At 68.9% G+C, this 20,164-nt stretch carries 15 protein-coding genes; 11 read left to right on the top strand and 4 right to left on the bottom strand.

Features of this window, described 5'->3' with window-relative positions; genetic code table 11:
• Positions 1–109 precede the first annotated feature (109 nt).
• Entirely contained in the window at positions 110–1,903 is a 1,794-nt protein-coding gene (locus tag N7I30_RS11910; RefSeq protein ID WP_498639046.1) for a TRAP transporter permease, read from the top strand.
• 209 nt (positions 1,904–2,112) lie between these two features.
• On the top strand, positions 2,113–3,246 hold the full coding sequence (locus tag N7I30_RS11915; protein WP_498639048.1) for a zinc-dependent alcohol dehydrogenase family protein: 1,134 nt from the start codon (positions 2,113–2,115) through the stop codon (positions 3,244–3,246).
• Positions 3,247–3,308: 62 nt separating this feature from the next.
• Here the strand turns inward: N7I30_RS11915 and hmuQ are convergent, their stop codons facing one another.
• Together hmuQ and N7I30_RS11925 are read right to left on the bottom strand one after the other, a co-directional pair.
• The gene (gene hmuQ, locus N7I30_RS11920) at positions 3,309–3,653 is read right to left on the bottom strand and encodes a heme-degrading protein HmuQ (protein ID WP_024348561.1); all 345 of its coding nucleotides are present in this window, start codon (positions 3,651–3,653) and stop codon (positions 3,309–3,311) included.
• 23 nt (positions 3,654–3,676) lie between these two features.
• Positions 3,677–5,818, bottom strand: coding sequence for a TonB-dependent hemoglobin/transferrin/lactoferrin family receptor (locus N7I30_RS11925; RefSeq protein ID WP_498639051.1), 2,142 nt, complete (start codon positions 5,816–5,818; stop codon positions 3,677–3,679).
• Positions 5,819–6,019: 201 nt separating this feature from the next.
• On the opposite strand from N7I30_RS11925, the gene hemP reads away from it, so the two are divergent.
• The 7 genes from hemP (at position 6,020) to N7I30_RS11960 (ending at position 13,216) form a co-directional block, all read left to right on the top strand.
• Positions 6,020–6,223: a hemin uptake protein HemP gene (hemP, locus tag N7I30_RS11930; protein ID WP_228238627.1), complete on the top strand. Its 204-nt coding sequence runs from the start codon at positions 6,020–6,022 to the stop codon at positions 6,221–6,223.
• Positions 6,224–6,233: 10 nt separating this feature from the next.
• Positions 6,234–7,181 (top strand): heme/hemin ABC transporter substrate-binding protein, encoded by a 948-nt coding sequence (locus N7I30_RS11935; protein WP_498639055.1) that lies wholly within the window; start codon positions 6,234–6,236, stop codon positions 7,179–7,181.
• Positions 7,178–8,290 (top strand): FecCD family ABC transporter permease, encoded by a 1,113-nt coding sequence (locus tag N7I30_RS11940; protein WP_498639057.1) that lies wholly within the window; start codon positions 7,178–7,180, stop codon positions 8,288–8,290. The genes N7I30_RS11935 and N7I30_RS11940 overlap by 4 nt, the downstream gene beginning before the upstream one ends.
• On the top strand, positions 8,290–9,099 hold the full coding sequence (locus N7I30_RS11945; protein ID WP_498639059.1) for a heme ABC transporter ATP-binding protein: 810 nt from the start codon (positions 8,290–8,292) through the stop codon (positions 9,097–9,099). The genes N7I30_RS11940 and N7I30_RS11945 overlap by 1 nt, the downstream gene beginning before the upstream one ends.
• Positions 9,100–9,255: 156 nt before the next feature.
• Positions 9,256–10,311 (top strand): catalase family peroxidase, encoded by a 1,056-nt coding sequence (locus N7I30_RS11950; RefSeq protein ID WP_498639060.1) that lies wholly within the window; start codon positions 9,256–9,258, stop codon positions 10,309–10,311.
• Positions 10,312–10,336: 25 nt separating this feature from the next.
• Complete coding sequence (locus tag N7I30_RS11955) at positions 10,337–10,663, top strand: plastocyanin/azurin family copper-binding protein (RefSeq protein ID WP_024348554.1); 327 nt, start codon at positions 10,337–10,339, stop codon at positions 10,661–10,663.
• Positions 10,664–10,711: 48 nt separating this feature from the next.
• On the top strand, positions 10,712–13,216 hold the full coding sequence (locus N7I30_RS11960; RefSeq protein WP_498639062.1) for a putative bifunctional diguanylate cyclase/phosphodiesterase: 2,505 nt from the start codon (positions 10,712–10,714) through the stop codon (positions 13,214–13,216).
• Between the two features lie 4 nt (positions 13,217–13,220).
• Here N7I30_RS11960 and N7I30_RS11965 read toward each other — a convergent pair whose 3' ends face one another.
• Both N7I30_RS11965 and N7I30_RS11970 read right to left on the bottom strand, forming a co-directional pair.
• Positions 13,221–14,489: an MFS transporter gene (locus N7I30_RS11965; protein WP_498639064.1), complete on the bottom strand. Its 1,269-nt coding sequence runs from the start codon at positions 14,487–14,489 to the stop codon at positions 13,221–13,223.
• A gap of 19 nt (positions 14,490–14,508) precedes the next feature.
• Complete coding sequence (locus tag N7I30_RS11970) at positions 14,509–15,393, bottom strand: dienelactone hydrolase family protein (protein WP_498639066.1); 885 nt, start codon at positions 15,391–15,393, stop codon at positions 14,509–14,511.
• A gap of 150 nt (positions 15,394–15,543) precedes the next feature.
• Here N7I30_RS11970 and N7I30_RS11975 point away from each other — a divergent pair, with 150 nt between their 5' ends.
• Together N7I30_RS11975 and N7I30_RS11980 are read left to right on the top strand one after the other, a co-directional pair.
• A complete protein-coding gene (locus N7I30_RS11975; protein ID WP_498639092.1) occupies positions 15,544–18,174 on the top strand; it encodes an ATP-dependent helicase in 2,631 nt (876 codons plus the stop codon).
• A gap of 79 nt (positions 18,175–18,253) precedes the next feature.
• Positions 18,254–19,423: a BaiN/RdsA family NAD(P)/FAD-dependent oxidoreductase gene (locus N7I30_RS11980; protein WP_498639068.1), complete on the top strand. Its 1,170-nt coding sequence runs from the start codon at positions 18,254–18,256 to the stop codon at positions 19,421–19,423.
• Positions 19,424–20,164 lie beyond the last annotated feature (741 nt).

Here is a 20,164-nt window from a genome sequence, read left to right on the forward strand (position 1 = left end):
CCGTGCCCTGAACCCACAAAGACCCTTCCGGCCCCGGTAGCGCGCGACGCTGCCGGGGCCGGCCTGCAAGTGCGACGCGCCGCGCGGCGGTCCGCGCGAGGATGATGCGATGAGTACGATGGTAGCCGACGACGCGGCCGTGCGCCCTCCGATGTGGTTCGTCTGGCCGGTGCTCGGGCTGCTCTCCATCGCCTTCCATCTGGGACTGATCTTCAGCGGCCTCGTGCCGGCGCTGGTCGCCCGGCCGATCCACATGGCGCTGGCGCTGCCCTGGCTCTTCGTCTTCCTGGCGAAGACCCGCACGCAGCTTCTTACCGGCTGGGTGCTGCTGATCCTCGGCGAGATCGGCTGCCTCTACATCGCGCTCAACGCCGAGGCGCTGTCCGACCAGTACGGATTCATCGACAATGACTTCCAGATGGCGGTCGCGATCACGCTGCTTGCCATCACGCTGGAGATGGCGCGCCGCGCGATCGGCTGGCCGCTGCCGCTGGTGGCCCTCCTGTGTCTCGCCTACGGCCTGTTCGGCCAGTATGTGCCCGGCGAATACGGCCATCCCGGCTTTCCCTTCGCCAGCTTCCTCGGCACCATGACCATCACCGAGGGCGGCATCTGGGGCTCGCTCACGGGCGTGTCCGTCGGTATCGTCTCGATCTTCGTCATTCTCGGCGCCGTGCTGAATGCCGGCGAGGCCGGGCAGGGCTTCATGAACGTCGCGACGCTGGCGGCAGGGCGCCTGCGTGGCGGTGCCGGCAAGGTGTCGGTGCTGTCCTCGGCGATGTTCGGTTCGATCTCCGGCTCGGCCTCGGCCAATGTCGCCTCGACCGGCGCGGTGACCATTCCTGCGATGACCCGGCTCGGCTATCCGCGGGCGCTGGCCGGCGCGGTCGAGGCGGTGGCCTCGTCGGGCGGCCAGATCATGCCGCCGCTGATGGGGGCGGGGGCCTTCGTCATGGTCGAGCTGACCGGCACGCCCTATGCGACCATCATGGCGGCGGCGCTGCCGCCGGCAATCCTCTACTTCCTGACCACCTGGATCGGCATCGACCTGTTTGCCCGGCGCTACGGCCTCGGCGCCGTCGATGCGGCGGACCGTCCCTCGGTTCGCGACGTGGTCATCACATCCATGTTCTTCGCGGTGCCCTTCGGCATCCTCCTGGAGCGCATGTTCGTCGGCGGCTTCACGCCGCAATATGCCGCCTGCCTGGCGATCCTGGCCGCCGCGCTGCTGCTCTTCGTCAATGTGCGCGGCGAGGTGTCGCTGCACCGCTTCGTCGAGCGGGCGGGCGGGGCCGCAGTCAGCGCCGGACAGCAGATCGCGGTGATCGGCGCGATCATCATCTGCGCCTCCATCGTCATCGGCGTCCTCGGCATGACCGGGCTCGGGGTGAAGGTCACCTCGACGATCCTGTCGGTGGCCGACGATTCCCTCTGGCCGGCGCTGCTGCTGACGGCCATCGCCTGCATCCTGCTGGGCATGGAGGTGCCGACGACGGCGGCCTACGTGATCTGCGTGTCCATCGCCGGGCCGGCGCTGGAACGGCTCGGCATCGAGCCGCTGCTGGCGCATCTCTTCGTCTTCTGGTTCGCCCTCCTGTCGACCATCACCCCGCCGGTCTGCGGCGCCGTGTTCATCGCCGCCGGCATGGTCGGCGAGAACTGGCTGAAGGTGGCCGGGTCCGCCATGCGCCTCGGCATCGGGCTCTATGTCATTCCGCTGGCGATGATCGCCAATCCGGCGATCATCCACATGGCCGACCGTCCGGTCGAGGCCGGAATCGCCTTCGTGAAGATCGCCGCCGCGCTCTGGGCGCTGTCGCTGGCCTTCATCTGGAAGGGGCCGGTGTGGATGCGGCTTGCCGCTGGTCTTGGCGGGCTGATCGTCTGCTTCGTGCCGTTCTGACGGGCGCACAAGCAGAACCCGCGGGGCGCGGATTGCCAAGCCGCCAAAGGCGATGCGACATTCCCGGCCGATCGCAGGGAGACATGCGGCGCACTGGGGAGCCTCGCCTGGCCGGATTGCACCGGCCGGAAGCGGCCCTGACCGGTCGTGCGCCGTTGATGCCAGCCGTCGCGGAACATCGCGGCGGCAGGCCCGAGGGGAGGACAGAGATGACGACCACCACCACGCGCGCGGCGGTGCTGCGCAGATCGCCCGTCGAGGGCCCCTATGCCACATCGCGGCCGCTCTCCATCGAGACCGTCGCGCTTGCGCCGCCGGGGGACGGCGAGGTGCTGGTGCACATCAAGGCCGCCGGGCTGTGCCATTCCGACCTCTCGGTGATCGACGGTGTGCGGCCGCGGCCGACCCCGATGGTGCTCGGCCATGAAGCCGCGGGCATCGTCGAGACGGTCGGCGCGGGCGTCGACGACCTGGCCCCCGGCGACCACGTGGTGATGGTCTTCGTGCCGTCCTGCGGCCATTGCAGCCCCTGCGCCGAAGGCCGGCCGGCGCTGTGCGAGCCAGGCAATGCCCGCAATGGCGAGGGCACGTTGCTGTCGGGCGAGCGGCGCCTGTCCTGCGAGGGCGAACCCGTCCACCATCATCTCGGCGTCTCGGCCTTTGCCGAGCGTGCCGTCCTGTCCCGCCGTTCGCTGATCAAGATCGATCCGGAACTGCCGCTGGAGATCGCGGCGCTGTTCGGCTGCGCGGTGCTGACGGGCGTCGGCGCGGTGGTCAACACCGGCCGGGTCAAGGCCGGCGAGACGGTCGCCGTGGTCGGGCTCGGCGGCGTCGGCCTCAGCGCGATTCTCGGCGCGGTCGCGGCCGGGGCGTCGCGGATCATCGCGGTCGATCTGCAGGCCGACAAGCTGGAGATGGCCAAGACGCTGGGGGCGACCGACATCTTCAATGCCGGCGAGGAGGGCGTCGCCGATGCGGTGCGCGCGGCGACCGGCGGCGGTGTCGATCATGCCTTCGAGATGGCCGGCTCGGCGCGGGCGCTGGAACTGGCCTTCGCCATCACCCGGCGCGGCGGGGCGACGGTGACCGCCGGGCTGACGCCGCCGACGGCGACCATGGCCCTGTCGCCGCTCAAGCTCGTCGCCGAGGAGCGGACCCTGAAGGGCAGCTATGTCGGAAGCTGCATCCCGAGCCGCGACATTCCCCGCTACATCGCGCTCTATCGCGGCGGACGGCTGCCGGTGGACCGGCTGTTGACCAGCCGCGGAACGCTCGACGATATCAATGAAGGCTTCGATGCGCTCGCGGCTGGCCGCACGGTCCGCCACGTCGTCCTGCTATGACGCGGGGCCCGTTCATGCCGGCCGACAGCGCGTGAATTCGCACCGCCGGCCAGACGTGTCGCTCAGCCGGTAGCGGCAAGCTCTGCCGCTTCGAGACCCGGAATGGTCTGGACGACGGTAAAGCCTTCGAACTCGGGATGGCCGAGATACATGGGCTGGCGTTCGCCGGCACTGCGATGGGCGGCCCGGAACGCTTCCGACTTGGTCCAGCCGGTGAAGGCGGCTTCGTCGGCCCAGATGGTGTGCGAGGCGTAGAGGACGTGGTCCTCGCGCACCGGCCCACGCAGCAGGTGGAACTCGACGAAACCCGGCACCGTCTGGAGCTGGGATTCGCGATTGCGCCAGACCGCTTCGAACTCCTCTTCCTGTCCGGGAAGCACCTTGAAGCGGTTCATTGCGATGAACATGGTCTGATCCTTGTGTTGGGGTGTCAACTGTCGACGCCGAACTTGATGCTCACGCCGAACATCGCCTCGAAGCCGGGCGCCGGGTCGGTCTCGCTTGCCGGGAAGCCGGAATAGGCCTGGTACTGCCGGTCGAAGAGATTGCGGATGCTGGCGTCGAAGCGGGTGTTCTCGTTGGGCTCGTAGGCGACGAAGAGGTCGAAGACGTCGTAGCGGTCCGAGGCGAGGGTCGGATCGGTGACGTCGTCCTTGGCCGCCACCGCATGCCAGCGGCCGCCGAAGGTCAGGCGTTCGTCGAGCGCCCGGAAGCCCAGCGTCGTCGTCAGCTTGTCGGGATAGACCGAGTTGAGCGGATCGCCGTTGCGGCGGTTCTCGCCGTCGATGATCGCGCCGGCCAGGCCCACATAGCCCCAGCGCCAGTCATAGCTGGCCTCCAGCTCGACGCCTTCCAGCCGGGCTTCCTCGATGTTCTGGTACTGCAGCGCATCGTAGGGCAGGCGCGCAAAGCAGATCGGGCCGCGGCCGGCCAGGCACGGATTGGCGACGCCGGGCCGGTCCAGCGTGGCATATTCGATGTAGTCGTCAACATCGTTGCGGAAGACCGCCAGCTTGGCGCGCAGCCCGTCGCCGTCGACGAGGACGTTGTCGTAGGAGAGGTTCACGCCGGCCTCCAGCGTGTGCCCGACTTCCGGCGACAGGCCGGCATTGGGCAGGAGCTCGAAGGCGGCGGGCGCCGGGTGGAGACCCGACACGACCGCCTCGTTCAGGGTCGGCGAACGCAGGCCTTCGGCATAGGTGCCGTAGATCTGGAAGCCCTGGATCGGCGTGACGCCGACACTGAGCTTCGGCGAGAAGCGGTCGCCGGTGTTCTCTTCGGTCGTCGCCGTGCTGGTCAGGTCGAAATGATCGAAGCGGCCGCCGCCGATCACTTCCAGCCAGGTGTCGTATTCGAACCGGGCCTGGATGAAGCCGCCATAGACCTCGCGCGTGCCGGACGGCGTGAAGAGTTCGGTCGAGCCGACATTGTCTTGGGTCTCCACCTCGTCGCGGAAATAGTCGACGCCGTAGGTCAGGGTGGTCGGCACGATGCCGAGATCGAAGCGCGAGGCGTTGTAGAGATCGAAGCCGGTCGTCGACACCTCGACGTCGCGGCGCGCCGCGGCCGGGTTCTGGTCGATCTGCGTGTAGTCGGTCTCGTTTCGATAGAGGTTGAAGTTGAGGTCGACCAGCGGCGTGTCGGGGCTAACGAAGGTGTAGCCGAGACGGTAGGTGGCGTTGCGCACGTCGGTGTCGCGATCGGCGCCGGAGCCGGTCGATGAGACGAAGTCGTTGTCGTAGATGACGCCCGACAGGGTGATCTCGTGGCCGTCGGCCGGGCGCAGCCGCGCCTTCAGGACGCCGGAGCGCACGTCGAAGCCGGTGTTGTCGACATCGTTGCCGTCACCGTCCTGGTAGTCGTCCTCGTCGCGGTAGACGAAGGCGCCGTAGACATCCGCGTCCTCGGTGAGGCGCACGCCGGCCTCCAGCTTGCCCAGCCAGTCCGGCCCGTTGGTGCCGTAGACCGTGCCGAGGCGCGCCGCGTAGCGCTCGGACGGCGTCAAAAGGTCTTCCAGCTCGAGCGTGCGCATGGCCACCACGCCGCCGATCGCGCCGGAACCGTAGGCGTTCGCCACCGGGCCGCGGATCACGTCGATGCCGCCCAGAAGCGCCGGATCGACATAGACGAGATTGTTGTCGAGATGGCCCTGCACGCCGAAATTCTGGCGGGCGCCGTCGATCATCACGTTGACCCGGCCGGAATCGCGCAGGCCGCGGACGGAAATGGACACGCCGGGATCGTCGCGGTCGCTGGTGGTGGACACGCCCGGAATCGTCGCCAGCACGTCCTCCAGATCGCCGGCATTGTAGCGGGCGATCTCGTCACGGCCGACGACGCTGACGCCGCCAAGGCTCTGGATCGGGCTCTGGGGACCGCGATTGGCGAGGATCGACACCTCGTCGAGCTGGATCGCCATCGCGTCCATGTCCGGAGCGCCCGCCGGTTCCTGCGTGGTTTGCGCGTCCTGCGCCATGGCGACGGTCGAAAGGGCGAGGAGCGAAACGCCCGTCGCCAGGGAAAGAAGGAGGGGTGGTGTCGCGCCGCGAAGGCGCCCGTCTGGATGGGCCATGATTTCCCGCTGTCGTTTGAGAGGCGTGACGGGCTGGCTGGCTTCGGTCAGGAGCGGCTGGCTGGCATCCGGAGGCGAACGGTTTGTCGACCGTGGCGCCTTGCTTGCATTCGATATTTAACATGACTATCAGAGTCAACATTGTTGCCGAGGGGGTGGCAAGGCCCGGTGGGCTGGGGTGTCCAGCGCGGGATGACGACGATGAGGGTCCAGATGATGTGCGAAACGGCGCCGAAGCCGCAGACGGGGACCGGCCATGAGGCGAGAGGAACCGGCGGCGGAACGCTGCCGATGCTGAATGCCGCCGAGCTGTTTTCGGCCGGGCGGGAAGTCCTGATCCGGCATGCCGGCGACATCTACCGGCTGCGGCTGACGTCCAACAACAAGCTCATCCTGACCAAGTAGGACATCCGGTATGCAAAGCCTTATCCGCCGCCTCACCATCGCCGCCGCGGCGCTCTCGCTCCTGCCGGCCCTGTCGGCTCCGGTGCTGGCGGACAGCCGCAGCATCGTCGACGCCCATGGCCGCACGGTCGTGATCGCCGATACGGCGCGCATCGTGTCGATCGGCGGGGCGGTGACCGAGATCCTCGACGCGCTCGGCATGGCTGACAAGATCGTCGCGGTGGACACCACCAGCACCTATCCCGCGGCGATGACGGACAAGCCGGACGTCGGCTACATGCGCGCGCTGGCGGCGGAAGGCATCCTGGCGCTGTCGCCGACGCTGATCGTCGCCATCGAGGGTGCCGGTCCGCCGGACGTGCTCGACGTCCTGGAAGCGGCTTCGGTGCCCTTCGTCAACATTCCCGACACGCCGACGGCCGAGGGGATCGTCGCCAAGATCCGCGCCGTGTCCGACGCTGTCGGGGCAGGGGAGAAGGGCGAGGAACTGGCTGCGGCGGTCGCGGCGGACCTGGCGGCCGTGACTGCGGCGACCGCAAATGTGGGCGAGCGGGCGAGCGTTGCCTTCGTCCTGGCCATGCGGGGCGGGGCGCCGATGGTGGCCGGCCGCAAGACCTCGGCCGACGCCATGCTGGCACTGGCCGGCGCCGACAACGCCTTTGCCGCCTTCGCCGGCTTCAAGCCTGCAACGCCGGAAGCCGTCGTTGCCGCCGCGCCGGATGCGGTCGTCACCATGCAGTCGGGCGAGCACGCCGACGGCCTCGATCACGTTCGCGCCGACCCGGCCTTCGCAACGACGCCGGCGGTGAAAGAAGACCGGCTCTTCGCCTATGACGGGACCTATCTTCTCGGCTTCGGCCCGCGCACGGCCCATGCGATCCGGGATCTGGCCGCCGATCTGTATCCCGGGCTCGATCTGCCGGCGCTGCCGCCGCGCGCCTGGGTCGAGCCGCGGTGAGCGTCTCCGGCGAACTGGTGGGCGCGCGAACGGGGAGGGGCGGGAACATCCTGCGATCCCGCGACCGCGCTACGCTGGCACGGGTCGGCGTCGTCGCCGCGGGAATTCTTGCGGTGCTGGTCTGCCTCGTCGCGCTGACGGTCGGGGCCGCCGGCCTGTTGCTTTCGGCGACGCTCGACGCGCTGGTCGCGGCCGCGACCGGTCGCCGGGAGACGCTGGACCTGTCGCTGGCCACCATCGTCCTCGACATTCGCCTGCCGCGCGTCCTCGCCGGCATGCTGGTCGGGGCGGCGCTCGCTTTGTCCGGCGCGATGATGCAGGGGCTGTTTCGAAATCCGCTGGCCGACCCGTCGCTTGTCGGAATCTCCTCAGGTGCCGCGCTCGCCGCCGTGACCAGCATCGTCCTCGGCGAAATGGCCGCTGGCTGGCTGCCGGAGCTTGTCGCGCGGCATCTTCTGCCGATCGCCGCCTTCCTCGGCAGCCTTTGCACGACAATCATCCTGTACCGGCTCTCGACGGTGAACGGCCGCACCTCGGTGGCCGCCATGCTGCTCGTCGGCATCGCGCTCGCCGCGCTCGCCAGCGCGCTCATCGGCGTGCTCGTCTTCATCTCCAACGACCAGCAATTGCGCGAACTGACCTTCTGGACCATGGGCGGCCTCGGCGGCGCCACATGGCCGAAGATCGCGGCGGTGCTGCCGCTGATGCTACCGGCCTTCGTCGCCGCGCCGTTCCTTGCCCGCAGTCTCAACGCCATGACGCTCGGCCACACGGAAGCGTTTCATCTGGGCATCGACGTGCAGCGCGTCACGCGCCTCGCGGTGTTCGTCATCGCCGGGGCGATCGGCGCGGCCGTCGCCATCTCCGGGATCATCGGCTTCGTCGGCCTGATCGCGCCGCATCTGTTGCGCACGCTGATCGGCCCGGACCATCGGACCCTGCTGCCCGCGGCGGCGCTCTTCGGTGGCAGTCTCGTCGTTGCCGCCGACACCGCGGCGCGGACCATCGTGGCCCCCGCCGAACTGCCGATCGGCATCCTGACCGCGCTGGTCGGGGCGCCGTTCTTCCTCTGGCTGCTGTTGCGGCGGCGCGGCGGGCTGGTGGTCTGATGCTGGAACTCGCCGACATTTCGGTCTCCCTTGGCGGCCGAACCATCCTCGACGGGGTCAGCCTTGCCGTCACTCCCGGCGAATGCGTCGCCGTGATCGGTGCCAACGGCGCCGGCAAGTCGACGCTGTTGAAGGTGTTGAGCGGGCAGATGCGGCCGGACCGCGGGGCGGCGCGCCTCGACGGATGCCCGATGGGAGACATCGGCGCGGCCGCGCTGTCGCGTCGCCGTGCGGTGGTCGCCCAGAGCGTGGCGCTCGCCTTTCCCTTCACCGCCGCCGAGATCGTCGGCTTCGGCGCGGAGGCGGGCGGGGCGCTCGGCCGCCGGCGCGAAGCCATCGCCGCCGCGGCGCTGGCGCAGGTGGACATGGCCGGCCATGCGGCACGGCTGGTGCCGAGCCTGTCCGGCGGCGAGGCCCAGCGCGTGCATCTGGCCCGGGCCATCGCCCAGCTCGAAGCGGCGATGGAAACGCCGGCCGGCGACGGCGCGGACGGCCATTATCTGCTTCTGGACGAACCCACCGCCAGTCTCGATCTGCGCCACCAGGTCGAGACCCTCTCGCTGGCCCGGCGGCTGGCGGGGCGGGGCATTGGTGTCGTCGTGGTGCTGCACGACCTCAATCTCGCAGCGCTTGCGAGCGACCGCATCGTCGCGCTCAAGGGCGGGCGCGTCCTGGCCAACGGGCCGGTCGGCACTGTCGTCGACGACGCGCTTGTCAGTGCGGTCTACGGCATCGCCCTGCCGGTCGGCCGGACACCGCCGGATCTGCCCTTCGTCCTGCCGCAGACCGCGCCGATCAGTGCCGCCTGACCGCGTTCCGCTCGCCGGGGCCCGGGCCCCGCGACAGCCGTGCCATCATGCCACGTTCCGGCTAACGATTGGTTGCCTGCAACCGGCTGCAACGTAGCGATGAGTTAAGCACGCACGTGCCACGTTGCCGCGTGAGCAACTGGCAGGATTCCCGCAATGACCAGACCTGACGACAGGCGGGCCGGCGCCCTGATTCGGCGCGCGGCAGCGGTGCTTGCCCTGTCAACCGCATGGCTCGGCGCCGCACCCGCGGCCGCCGAGGACAAGCCGGCCGGCAGCAGCCAGACCCAGCTCGCCCGGGATATCGTCGCCGGGCTCGACAAGGTTTTCGGCGGGCCGCACAAGGGCTACCGGACGGCCCATTCCAAGGGCATTCTCCTCGACGGGGCGTTCCGCCCGTCCAAGGACGCCGCATCGCTGACCCGCGCCGAGCATCGCACCGGGGGCGATGTGGACGTGACGGTCCGCTTCTCGAATTTCGCCGGCGTGCCCCATGTCGGCGACAATACCGGTGACGCGAACCCCAAGGGCATGGCGATCAAGTTCCTGCTGCCGGACGGCGGCTCGACCGACATCGTCGCCCATTCCTTCGACGGCTTCGCGGCGCAGACGCCGGAAGAGTTCCGCCGCTTCGTCCAGGCGCTCGGCTCGTCCGATCCGCAGGATTTCGCCGATCACCTGGCCGCGCATCCGGCCGCCAAACGCTTCATCGAGGCCCCGAAGCCGGCACCGGTCAGCTTCGCCACCGAGGCCTTCTACGGCGTCAACGCCTTCTCCTTCACCAATGCGGCCGGCGAATCGCGCTTCGGCAAATATCGGCTGGTGCCGGTCGCGGGCGTCGCGCATCTGAGCGCGGCCGAAGCGGCGGCGAAGGACCCCGACTATCTCTCGCAGGACATGGCCGAGCGGCTGGAGGACGGGCCGGTGCAATTCCGCCTGCTGGTCCAGCTCGCCGGCGAGGGCGATCCGATCACCGAAGCGGCCTTTCCCTGGCCCGAGGACCGCGAACAGGTGGAGCTCGGCGTCCTGTCCCTGATGACGCTGGCTGCCGATTCGGTCGCGCGGCAGCGCGAGCTCGTCTTCACGCCGCTCAGCCTCGTCGGCGGCATTGCGCCGTCCGACGACCCGATGCTGATCACGCGCACCCGCAGCTACCGCATGTCCTATAGCCGGCGGCTGACCGCCGGCGCGGCGGCGACGGACAGCCACTAGCCCCGACACGGAAAGGACGTCCCTGATGCTACGTCTCGTCACCTGCGCCGCCCTGTGCGGCTTCACCCTGCCGATCGTCGTCGCCATGGCGGCAGGGCATATGATCATCATCGACCAGATCGACCGCATGTTCGACCGCAAGGCGGTGGCGATCGAAGAGGGCGACACGTTGCGCTTCACCAATCGCGACGAGTTCCTGCACCAGATCTATGTCGAGACCGACGGCTTCAGCTTCGATTCCGACGAACAGGCGCCCGGCGAGGTGATCGACGTCACCTTTCCGCGACGGGGCGACTACGAAGTCCGCTGCGGCATTCATCCGCGCATGAGCCTCGCCGTTTCGGTCGAATGATACCCGGCAGATTCCGCCCCTCCTAACGCTCCGGGATTACGACACCGCATGCCCCTCCGGTTGAAACTTCTTGTCGGCTGCCTGTGCCTGACGCTCGTCACGCTTGGTCTCGGCGTCTTCGCGCAGCACTCGCAGCGTGGGGCTGGTGACCTCGCCACACGCATTTACGACGAGGCGCTTCTGTCGTTGAGCTATCTGCGCTCGGCGCAGAACTCGCTTCTGCAGATCGAAATGGACGATCTGCAGCTGCGTTCGGGCGAGGTGCGGGGCGATGGCGAAGCGTTCCTGTCGGCGCAGACGGCACTGTCGACATCGCTGCCGGACATCATGGCGGATCTGGACGTCGCCTCGGAGCGGGCGATGTCGCCCGGGGGCCGTCGCAAGATCGGCGAAATCCGAACCGGGCTGCAATTGCTGCAGCAGGATTTCAGCACGCTGGACAACACGCAGCTGCGGGCGCGGTTTTCCGCCCTCGACGGCGAATTCGACACGGCGGTCGAGATCCTCGCCGGCGACGGATACCGCTTTCGCCGGGAAGTCGGCGAACTGATCGAAGCCTCGATGCACAGCACCCAGGGCGCGATGGCGGCGGCCGTTGTACTGGCCGTGATGATCTCGCTGATGCTGGCGCGGATGATCGTGCCGCCGCTGAACCGGGCCGTGCAGGTTGCCGAATCGATCGCCCGCGGCAAGCTCGACAACGAGATCGTGCCACATGGTCACGACGAGACGGCCCAGCTGATGCGGGCCCTGGCGACGATGCAGCGCAGCATCGGCGAGCATATCGGCCGCATCCGCGAGCTCATGGCCGAGCAGGCCGACAGCTACGACAGCCATATCGCCATCCAGAACAGCCGCTTCGAGGCGGCGCTCAACAACATGACCCAAGGCCTGTGCCTGTTCGACGTCGACGAGCGGCTGGTGATCTTCAACCGGCGGTTCGCGGAGATGTTTGGCGGTCTGCAGATCGGCGTGTCTGCGCGGCAAGTGCTGCTCGATCCGGAGATCCAGCATCTTCTGGCGCCCGGTCCGGACGGCAGCTTCACCCACGAACTTCCCGACGGCCGGATGATCGCGACCTCCCGGCAGGCGATCGAAGGCGGCGGCTGGCTCGACACGTTCGAGGACGTGACCGACCAGTATCGGGCCCAGGCGAAGCTCTCCCATATGGCGCTGCACGACGCGCTCACCGGACTGCCCAACCGGGTGCAGTTCCGCGACCGGCTGGAGACGGCGACGCGGACCGCCGCCGGCATCGCCAACACCAGCGTGCTCTGCCTCGACCTCGACGGCTTCAAGGCGGTCAACGACACGCTCGGTCATCCGACCGGCGACGCGCTGCTGCGCGCCGCAGCCGCAAGGTTGCTGTCCTGCGTCAGGCAGGGCGATCTCGTGGCCCGCGTCGGCGGCGACGAGTTCTCGATCATCCAGTCCGCCGGCGATCCGCATCTCGGCGCCGCAGCGCTGGCGCAGCGCATCGTCGATGCCTTCGTCGAGCCGTTTCCCATCGACGAGCGGCCGATCTGCGTCGGCGTCAGCGTCGGCATCTTCGTCACGGCGGAAATGGCCGAGGCCGGGCGGGCGATCGACCCGGACACCATCATCAAGAATGCCGACGTGGCCCTCTACCGTGCCAAGAGCGAGGGCCGCGGCACCTTCCGCTTCTTCGAGCCGGACATGGATGCCGGTCTGGAGGCACGGCGGCAGCTCGAACTCGACCTGCGGCTGGCCGTCGAGAACGAGGAATTCGCGCTGTTCTACCAGCCCTTCGTGGATGTCGAGCGTCAGGTCGTCACCGGGTTCGAGGCTTTGTTGCGCTGGCATCATCCGCAGCGCGGCCTGGTGTCGCCGGCCGAGTTCATCCCGGTCGCCGAGGATTGCGGACTGATGGCGCCGCTCGGCGTCTGGGTGCTGGAAACCGCCTGCCGGCAGGCCGCCGAATGGCCGTCGGACCTGGCCATCTCGGTCAATCTTTCGCCGGTGCAGTTCCGCGATCCGGGCCTCGCCGATATCGTGGAGGCGGCGCTGGAGCGCGCCGGCCTCGCTCCCGAACGGCTGCGGATCGAGGTCACGGAATCGCTGCTGCTGCAGGACAGCGCCACGGTGCTGGCGACACTGAAGCGGTTCCGCGACCATGGCATCGGCATCTCCATGGATGATTTCGGCACCGGCTATTCCTCGCTCGGCTATCTCAGCCGGTTCCCCTTCGACAAGATCAAGATCGACCAGTCCTTCGTCCGCCACATCGACGATCGCGAGAACATGGCGATCATCCGCGCCGTGATCGGGTTGAGCCGTGCGATGGATTTGTCGGTGATCGCCGAGGGCGTCGAGACGTCGGCCCAGCGCGATATCCTGTTGCGCGAGGGCTGCCGCGAGATGCAGGGCTATTTCTTCTCGCCTCCGAAACCCGCCGACGAGCTCGCGCGCATGCTCCTGACCTGCGGACGCGGGGCGGTGGAGGACGACGAAGCCGTGTCGGCCGAACTGGTCTGCCTGACGCCTTCGCCGCCGGCCGATGCCGTACCGCGCAGCCGGGCGCTGCAGGGCTGACGGATCACGATGGCTGGCGGACCGGTGTTGCCGGGATCGCCGGGGCTGTCGCATGGCGCAGGGCCGCCCGGTAGCAGGCCAGCCCGACAAGGGTGAGCAGCGCCACCACCGCCAGCGCGACATCGTAGCCGCCGGCTGCCCAGAGCAGCGAGCCGACAAAGGGCGACAGCGCGTAGGCGCACAGATACGGCACCGCCATGGCGCCGCTGATCGCGCCGAACCTGGCCTGGCCGAGGATCTCCCGTGTCATCACCGGCCGCATGATGCTGAGGACGCCGTAGCCGCTGCCCTGCAGGACGACGAAGGCGATCACCAGAAGGGGCGCGAACTCCGCCGCGATCAGGCAGAGCGTTGCCGTGATCACGAAGGCGAAGGACAGCGTCGTCACCCATGCGTTGGACAGGCGGGCACCGCCGAGCATCAGCGCCAGCCGCCCGGCGACCTGCATCGGCCCGATCATTGCCGCGGCGAGGACCGCGAGATCGAGGCTGACGCCCCGGTCGGCGAGGATCGGCAGGAGATGGTTCAGCACCACCCCGTGATTGAAGCCGAGCAGCGAAAAACCGGCGGCGAGGTACCAGAACAGCGGACGGCGCAGAAGGGTGGGGGCCGGCGCGGCTGACGCGGCTGACAGCGGCGTAGCAACAGCTGGATTTGCGGTCGCCTCGCCGGTGCGGATTGGTGCGTGCGGCTCAGCCGGCAGGCCGGCCGACGTTTCGAGCGCCCGGGCGCCGAGGACGATCAGCGGCACGCCCAGGCATCCGACAAGCGCGGCGAACAGCCAGACGGCGCCCTGCCAGCCGGCCGTCTCGGCCATGAAGTGATTGAGCGGAAAGGACAGGGTGCCGGCAAAACCCGCCACCAGCGTGACGCGGGTGATCGCCGGGCGGGCATCGGCACCGAGCGCCCGCGTGACCAAGGCGAAGCAGGGCTCGTAGAGGCAGCCGCCCATCGCGGCGCCGATTCCCAGCCAGAGCAGCGTGAAGCCGGGCAGGGTGGTGGCGAAGGGCAGCAGCGCCAGAAGGATTGCCCCCGCCAGAGCGGAGCCGCCCATCACCAGCGGACCATGGCCGCGATCGATCAGGCGGCCCGCCGTCGGCGAGACGATTGCCGAGACAATGATGGCCGCCGCGAAAGCCGCGGTCAGCCAGGTCTTGGACCAGCCGGCATCGGCCTCCCAGCGCAGGAGCAGCGCCGGGAAGAGATAGTAGAACCCGGCCCAGACGATGGTCTCGCCAAAGGCCAGGCAGAGGACGGCGTGAGCCGCACGCATCCGGGCTGTCCCGGCGGGCCTAGCTGCCCAGATGCGCCTTCAGGAAGTCGACGGTGCGGTCCCAGGCCAGCCCGGCGGCGACCTCGTCGTAGCGGGCCTGCGAGGTGTCGTTGTTGAAGGCGTGGTTGACGCCCGCATAGACATGGACCTGATGCTCGGTGCCGGCGGCCTCCAGCGCGTCGCGATAGGCGTCGATGCCGGCATTGATGCGCTCGTCGAGGCCGGCGTAATGCAAGAGCATCGCCGCCTTGATGTCGGCGACCTTGTCCGCATCCGGCTGGCGGCCGTAATAGGCGACACCGGCGGCAAGGTCCGGATCGGCGACGGCGAGGTCGTTGACGAGGCCGCCGCCCCAGCAGAAGCCGACAGCCCCGACGCGGCCATTGCCGTCCTCGCGGCCGGCGAGCCATTTGCGGGACGCCATGGCATCGGCGATACGGGTCTCGGCGTCGAGCGCGCCGATCATCTCGCGGGCCTTGTCCTCGTCCGGCGGCGTGCCGCCAGCCGGCGACAGGAAGTCGGGCGCGACGACCAGGAAGCCTTCCAGCGCCAGCCGCCGCGCGACGTCCTGGATATGGGCGTTGAGGCCACGGTTCTCGTGGATCACCAGCACGGAGGGCAGGGGATCGGTCGCATCGGCGGGCCGGGCCACATAGGCCTTCATCTCGCCGCTGGCGCCGGGATAGGTGGCCCAGACGCCGGCGAGACGCGGATCGTCCGGTGCGACAATGGCGGCGCGGGCGCTGGATGCGGCCATCAGCGGGGCGATCGCGGCCGCGGCCGTCGCCGAACCGGCCAGTGTCGTCAGCCGGCGCATGAAGCCGCGGCGATCGAGCGTCAGGTGCGTGTATTCGTCATAGGCATCGATCATCGCCTGGGTGATCGTCGGGGTCCTGTCGTCCATGATCGCCTGCTCCATCACCGTTCGCAGGGCATACTAACCCGTTGCGCCCCCGGCGCAATGCGGCGGCAATCGCACATCGCGGCCGCGCCATGCCGGCTTCCGGCGACCGCTTCCCTAGTGTTCCGCGCGCGAAGTCTTACATTGGCGCGGATGACTGATTTCGACGAATCAACCGGGGTCCCGGCGGCCCGTCCCGGCGGTATTGCCGCCCGTGCGCTGTCGGCCCGCGGGGTGGCCCGCAATGCCAGCGCGCCGGACTATCTCTCCGGCCTCAATGCCGAGCAGCGCGCCGCCGTGGAGACCACCGAGGGTCCGGTGCTGGTGCTGGCCGGCGCCGGTACGGGCAAGACGCGCGTCCTGACGACGCGCATCGCCCATATCCTCGCCACCGGCCGGGCCTGGCCGTCCCAGATCCTCGCCGTGACCTTCACCAACAAGGCCGCGCGCGAGATGAAGCAGCGCATCGGCCTTCTGGTCGGCGAACAGGTCGAGGGCATGCCGTGGCTCGGCACCTTCCACTCGATCGGCGTGAAGATCCTGCGCCGCCATGCCGAGTTGGCCGGGCTGAAGTCGAACTTCACCATTCTGGACACCGACGACCAGATCCGCCTGATCAAGCAGCTCATCAAGGCCGAGAATCTCGACGACAAGCGCTGGCCGGCCCGCACCTTCGCCAACATGCTCGATGGCTGGAAGAACAAGGCGCTGACCCCGAAGGACATTCCCGAGGGCGACGCCCGGGCCTTCGCCAACGGCAAGGGGCGGGAACTCTACGCCGCCTATCAGGCGCGGCTGCAGTCCCTCAACGCCTGCGATTTCGGCGATCTCCTGCTGCATCCGATCGCCATCTTCCGGGACAACCCGGATGTCCTCGCCGAGTATCACGACCGCTTCCGCTATATCCTGGTGGACGAGTACCAGGACACCAATGTCGCCCAGTATCTCTGGTTGCGGCTTCTGGCCCAGCGTTCGCAGGTGCGGGGCGAGGCCGGGCACAGCCCCGCGCTTCGGCAGGCGGCGGGCGCCGGCGCCGTGACGCAGGCGGGCACCGTGGAGGCGGGCGCGGCGGAGCGGCCGCCGGTCAACATCTGCTGCGTCGGCGACGACGACCAGTCGATCTATGGCTGGCGCGGCGCCGAGGTCGACAACATCCTGCGCTTCGACCGGGACTTTCCTGGCGCGACGGTGATCCGGCTGGAGCGCAATTATCGCTCGACCGCGCACATCCTCGGCGCGGCCTCGCATCTGATCGCCCATAACGAGGACCGGCTCGGCAAGACCCTGTTCACCGACTATTCCGACCCCGAGCACCAGAAGGTCGAGGTCAATGCCGGCTGGGATTCGGAGGAAGAGGCGCGGGCGATCGGCGAGGCGATCGAGGATCTGCAGCGGCGCGAGGACCACAACCTGAACGACATGGCGATCCTGGTGCGCGCCTCGTTCCAGATGCGCGAGTTCGAGGACCGCTTCGTCACCATGGGGCTGAACTACCGGGTGATCGGCGGTCCGCGGTTCTACGAGCGGATGGAGGTGCGCGACGCGCTCGCCTATTTCCGCTGCGTCTGCCAGCCGGCCGACGATCTGGCCTTCGAGCGGATCGTCAACACGCCCAAGCGCGGGCTCGGCGACGCCACCATGCGGCTGCTGCACGATTATGCCCGCGCCCGCGGCGTGCCGCTGATCGCGGCGGCGGTCGAGATGGTGGAAACCGAGGAGCTGAAGCCCAAGCCGCGCAACGCGCTGCGCCGGGTGGTCACCGATCTGGTGCGCTGGGCCGAGCAATTGTCCACCGCCAAGCACACCGACCTCGCCGAGCAGATCCTCGAGGAATCCGGCTACACCGAGATGTGGCAGAACGACCGCTCGGCCGAGGCGCCGGGCCGGCTGGAGAATTTGAAGGAACTCATCCGCTCCATGGAGGCCTATGACACGCTGCCCTCCTTCCTGGAGCATGTGGCGCTGGTCATGGACACCGAGCAGAACGCCGAGATGGATGCCGTCTCGATCATGACGCTGCACGCCGCCAAGGGGCTGGAGTTCGAGACCGTCTTCCTGCCCGGCTGGGAGGAGGGGCTGTTTCCCCATCAGCGCGCCCTCGACGAGGGCGGCCGCTCCGGCCTCGAGGAAGAGCGCCGGCTGGCCTATGTCGGCATCACCCGCGGCAAGCAGCGGGTGAAGATCTGGTTCGTCTCCAATCGCCGCATCCACGGCATGTGGCAGTCGACCATCCCGTCGCGCTTCCTCGACGAACTGCCCGAGGCGCATGTCGAGGTGATGGAGGCCAACACCTCCTATGGCGGTTACGGGGCCGGCGGCTTCGGCGGCTATGGCGCCAGCCGCTGGGACGGCGCGGCGGCCTTCCAGGAAGGCGCCTATACGACGCCGGGCTGGCGCCGCGCCCAGGCGGCCAATGCCGGCTTTGCCGGTGGAAATGGCGGGCGCGGCCGGGGCGGCGACGGCTGGTCGGGCGGGCGCACCCGCGAGATCAGCTATGACGAGGGCGGCGTCGGCGCCCGCGGCGGCAAGGGCCACAACCAGCCGCCGCGCACCGGCTTCGGCCTCAATGCCGCGGCCCGCAAGGGCGGCCCGCGCGATATCGAGGGCGAACTGGTGGCCAAGTCGGTGGCGACCGAAGCCAGCCGCTTTGCCTCCGGCGACCGGGTCTTCCACCTGAAGTTCGGCAACGGCACCGTCGCCAGCGTCGAGGGCAACAAGCTGACCGTCGATTTCGACAAGGCCGGCCAGAAGCGCGTGCTCGAAGGCTTCGTTGAGCCGACCTGAGCATCGGCCGGCCGCCGCCCGCCTGACGGCCGGATCCGTTGACGGGCCAGGCTCCCGCATCTCACCGCAAAGAGCGACGATGGATTACGACGCGATCATTCTGGGTGCCGGCGGCGCCGGGCTTCTGGCGGCGGCGACCGCCGGGCAGGCGGGGGCGCGCGTCCTGGTCCTCGACCATGCCGAGGCGCCGGGAAAGAAGATCCTGATCTCCGGCGGCGGGCGCTGCAATTTCACCAATCGCGAGACCGAGCCGCACTGCTACCTCTCGGAGAACCCGCATTTCGCCAAGTCGGCGCTCAGCCGCTACACCCAGTGGGACTTTCTCGCGCTGGTCGAGCGCTACGGCATCGCCTGGCATGAAAAGACCCTCGGGCAGCTGTTCTGCGACGGATCGGCGAAACAGATCGTCGACATGCTCCTGGCCGAATGCCGATTGGGCGGCGTCGAGATCCGCCTGTCGACGCCGGTGGGCGAGATCGCGCATGCCGACGGCCGCTTCCGGGTCGCCGGCGCATCCGCCCCGGCGCTGGTCATCGCCACGGGCGGGCCGTCGATCCCGAAGATGGGCGCCACCGGCAAGGCCTACGAGATCGCCGAGCGCTTCGGCCTGAAGCTCGTCACGCCGCGCCCGGCGCTGGTGCCGCTGACGCTCGGCAAGGACGAGATGCTGTTTCGCGACATTTCCGGCGTGGCCTGCCCGACCATCGCGCGGGTGCGCGACATCGCCTTCGAGGAGGCGTCGCTGTTCACCCACAAGGGCCTGTCGGGCCCGGCGATCCTGCAGGTCTCGTCCTACTGGTCGCCGGGGGAGACCATCGAACTGACCCTGGTCAAGGACGCCGCCGAGATGCTGCGGGCGGCGAAGCGGCGCATGCCGCGCGCCCACATGAAGGCGGCGCTCGCCGAGCGGTTGCCCAACCGCCTCGCCGACGCCCTGGCCGAGCGCATCGGCGAGACGCGGCCGCTGGGCGCCATCACCGATGCCGAGCTGGATCTGGCCGCCGACACGCTGACACGCCTGCGCTTCCGCCCGACCGGCACCGAGGGCTATGCCAAGGCCGAGGTGACCGCCGGCGGCATCGATACGGCGGAACTGTCGTCGAAAACCATGGAAGCCCGACGCGTCCCCGGCCTCTACGCCATCGGCGAGGCCGTCGACGTCACCGGCTGGCTCGGCGGCTACAATTTCCAGTGGGCCTGGGCCTCGGGCGTCGCCGCCGGCAAGGCGATCGCCGCGCGGCTGGGGTGAGGCGCGGGGTGGCGGCGTGGCGGCGCGCCGACGTGGTGGCGAACCCCTCAAACACGGGCGTCATCCTCGGGCTTGACCCGAGGACCCATGCCAAGCCCTCCGCGTCACCGCAGCGTTGCCGAACAGCCGCCCTGCTAAACGGCGGCTCATCTCATGGCAATCGCCACCCGCATTGATAGCCCCCGCTAACGCTTGAAGCAGCGGATGGTGAAGTCGCAGCGATCTTTCGCAATGCGGCTGGCCGTTATGGTGCTGTTACCGGTCGGGCCGTCACCGTCGCGGCGGTGTCGGCGCAGAGGCATGGGTCCTCGGGTCAAGCCCGAGGATGACGCGGGGAGGGAGGCTGGAGCCAATCGCCGAAGCTGATGCGCGACACCGAGCGACCCCAGGCGAGCCGAGCCATCTGCGCTGCAGTATGGTCGCGTCCCTCAAACACGGGCGTCATCCTCGGGCTTGACCCGAGGACCCATGCCAAGCCCTCCGCGCCGCCGCGGCGTTGCCGAAAAGCAGCCCTGCAAAGGGCGGCTTACCATGCCGCAATTGCCACCCGCACTGCCCCCTACCGTTCGAAGTGGCGGTCGGCGAAGTTGTGGCGGTCTTCCGCAATGCGCTGGCTGTTACGGCGAAGTTGCCGGTCCGTCACGGTCGCGGAGGTGTCGGCGCTGAGGCATGGGTCCTCGGGTCAAGCCCGAGGATGACGCGGGGAGGGAGGCTGGAGCCAATCGCCGAAGCTGATGCGCG

The organism is Aurantimonas litoralis (genome assembly GCF_026153195.1).
Classification (GTDB): Bacteria; Pseudomonadota; Alphaproteobacteria; order Rhizobiales; family Rhizobiaceae; genus Aurantimonas; species Aurantimonas coralicida.

What these genes read in the sequence shown, in the direction of transcription:
- N7I30_RS11910 (WP_498639046.1), top strand. Translation starts at nt 110, where the DNA reads ATGAGTACGATGGTAGCCGACGACGCGGCCGTGCGCCCTCCGATGTGG.
- N7I30_RS11975 (WP_498639092.1), top strand. Translation starts at nt 15,544, where the DNA reads ATGACTGATTTCGACGAATCAACCGGGGTCCCGGCGGCCCGTCCCGGC.
- hemP (WP_228238627.1), top strand. Translation starts at nt 6,020, where the DNA reads ATGAGGGTCCAGATGATGTGCGAAACGGCGCCGAAGCCGCAGACGGGG.
- N7I30_RS11955 (WP_024348554.1), top strand. Translation starts at nt 10,337, where the DNA reads ATGCTACGTCTCGTCACCTGCGCCGCCCTGTGCGGCTTCACCCTGCCG.
- N7I30_RS11965 (WP_498639064.1), bottom strand. Translation starts at nt 14,489, where the DNA reads ATGCGTGCGGCTCACGCCGTCCTCTGCCTGGCCTTTGGCGAGACCATC.
- N7I30_RS11950 (WP_498639060.1), top strand. Translation starts at nt 9,256, where the DNA reads ATGACCAGACCTGACGACAGGCGGGCCGGCGCCCTGATTCGGCGCGCG.
- N7I30_RS11970 (WP_498639066.1), bottom strand. Translation starts at nt 15,393, where the DNA reads ATGGACGACAGGACCCCGACGATCACCCAGGCGATGATCGATGCCTAT.
- N7I30_RS11945 (WP_498639059.1), top strand. Translation starts at nt 8,290, where the DNA reads ATGCTGGAACTCGCCGACATTTCGGTCTCCCTTGGCGGCCGAACCATC.
- N7I30_RS11980 (WP_498639068.1), top strand. Translation starts at nt 18,254, where the DNA reads ATGGATTACGACGCGATCATTCTGGGTGCCGGCGGCGCCGGGCTTCTG.
- N7I30_RS11925 (WP_498639051.1), bottom strand. Translation starts at nt 5,818, where the DNA reads ATGGCCCATCCAGACGGGCGCCTTCGCGGCGCGACACCACCCCTCCTT.
- N7I30_RS11960 (WP_498639062.1), top strand. Translation starts at nt 10,712, where the DNA reads ATGCCCCTCCGGTTGAAACTTCTTGTCGGCTGCCTGTGCCTGACGCTC.
- hmuQ (WP_024348561.1), bottom strand. Translation starts at nt 3,653, where the DNA reads ATGTTCATCGCAATGAACCGCTTCAAGGTGCTTCCCGGACAGGAAGAG.
- N7I30_RS11935 (WP_498639055.1), top strand. Translation starts at nt 6,234, where the DNA reads ATGCAAAGCCTTATCCGCCGCCTCACCATCGCCGCCGCGGCGCTCTCG.
- N7I30_RS11915 (WP_498639048.1), top strand. Translation starts at nt 2,113, where the DNA reads ATGACGACCACCACCACGCGCGCGGCGGTGCTGCGCAGATCGCCCGTC.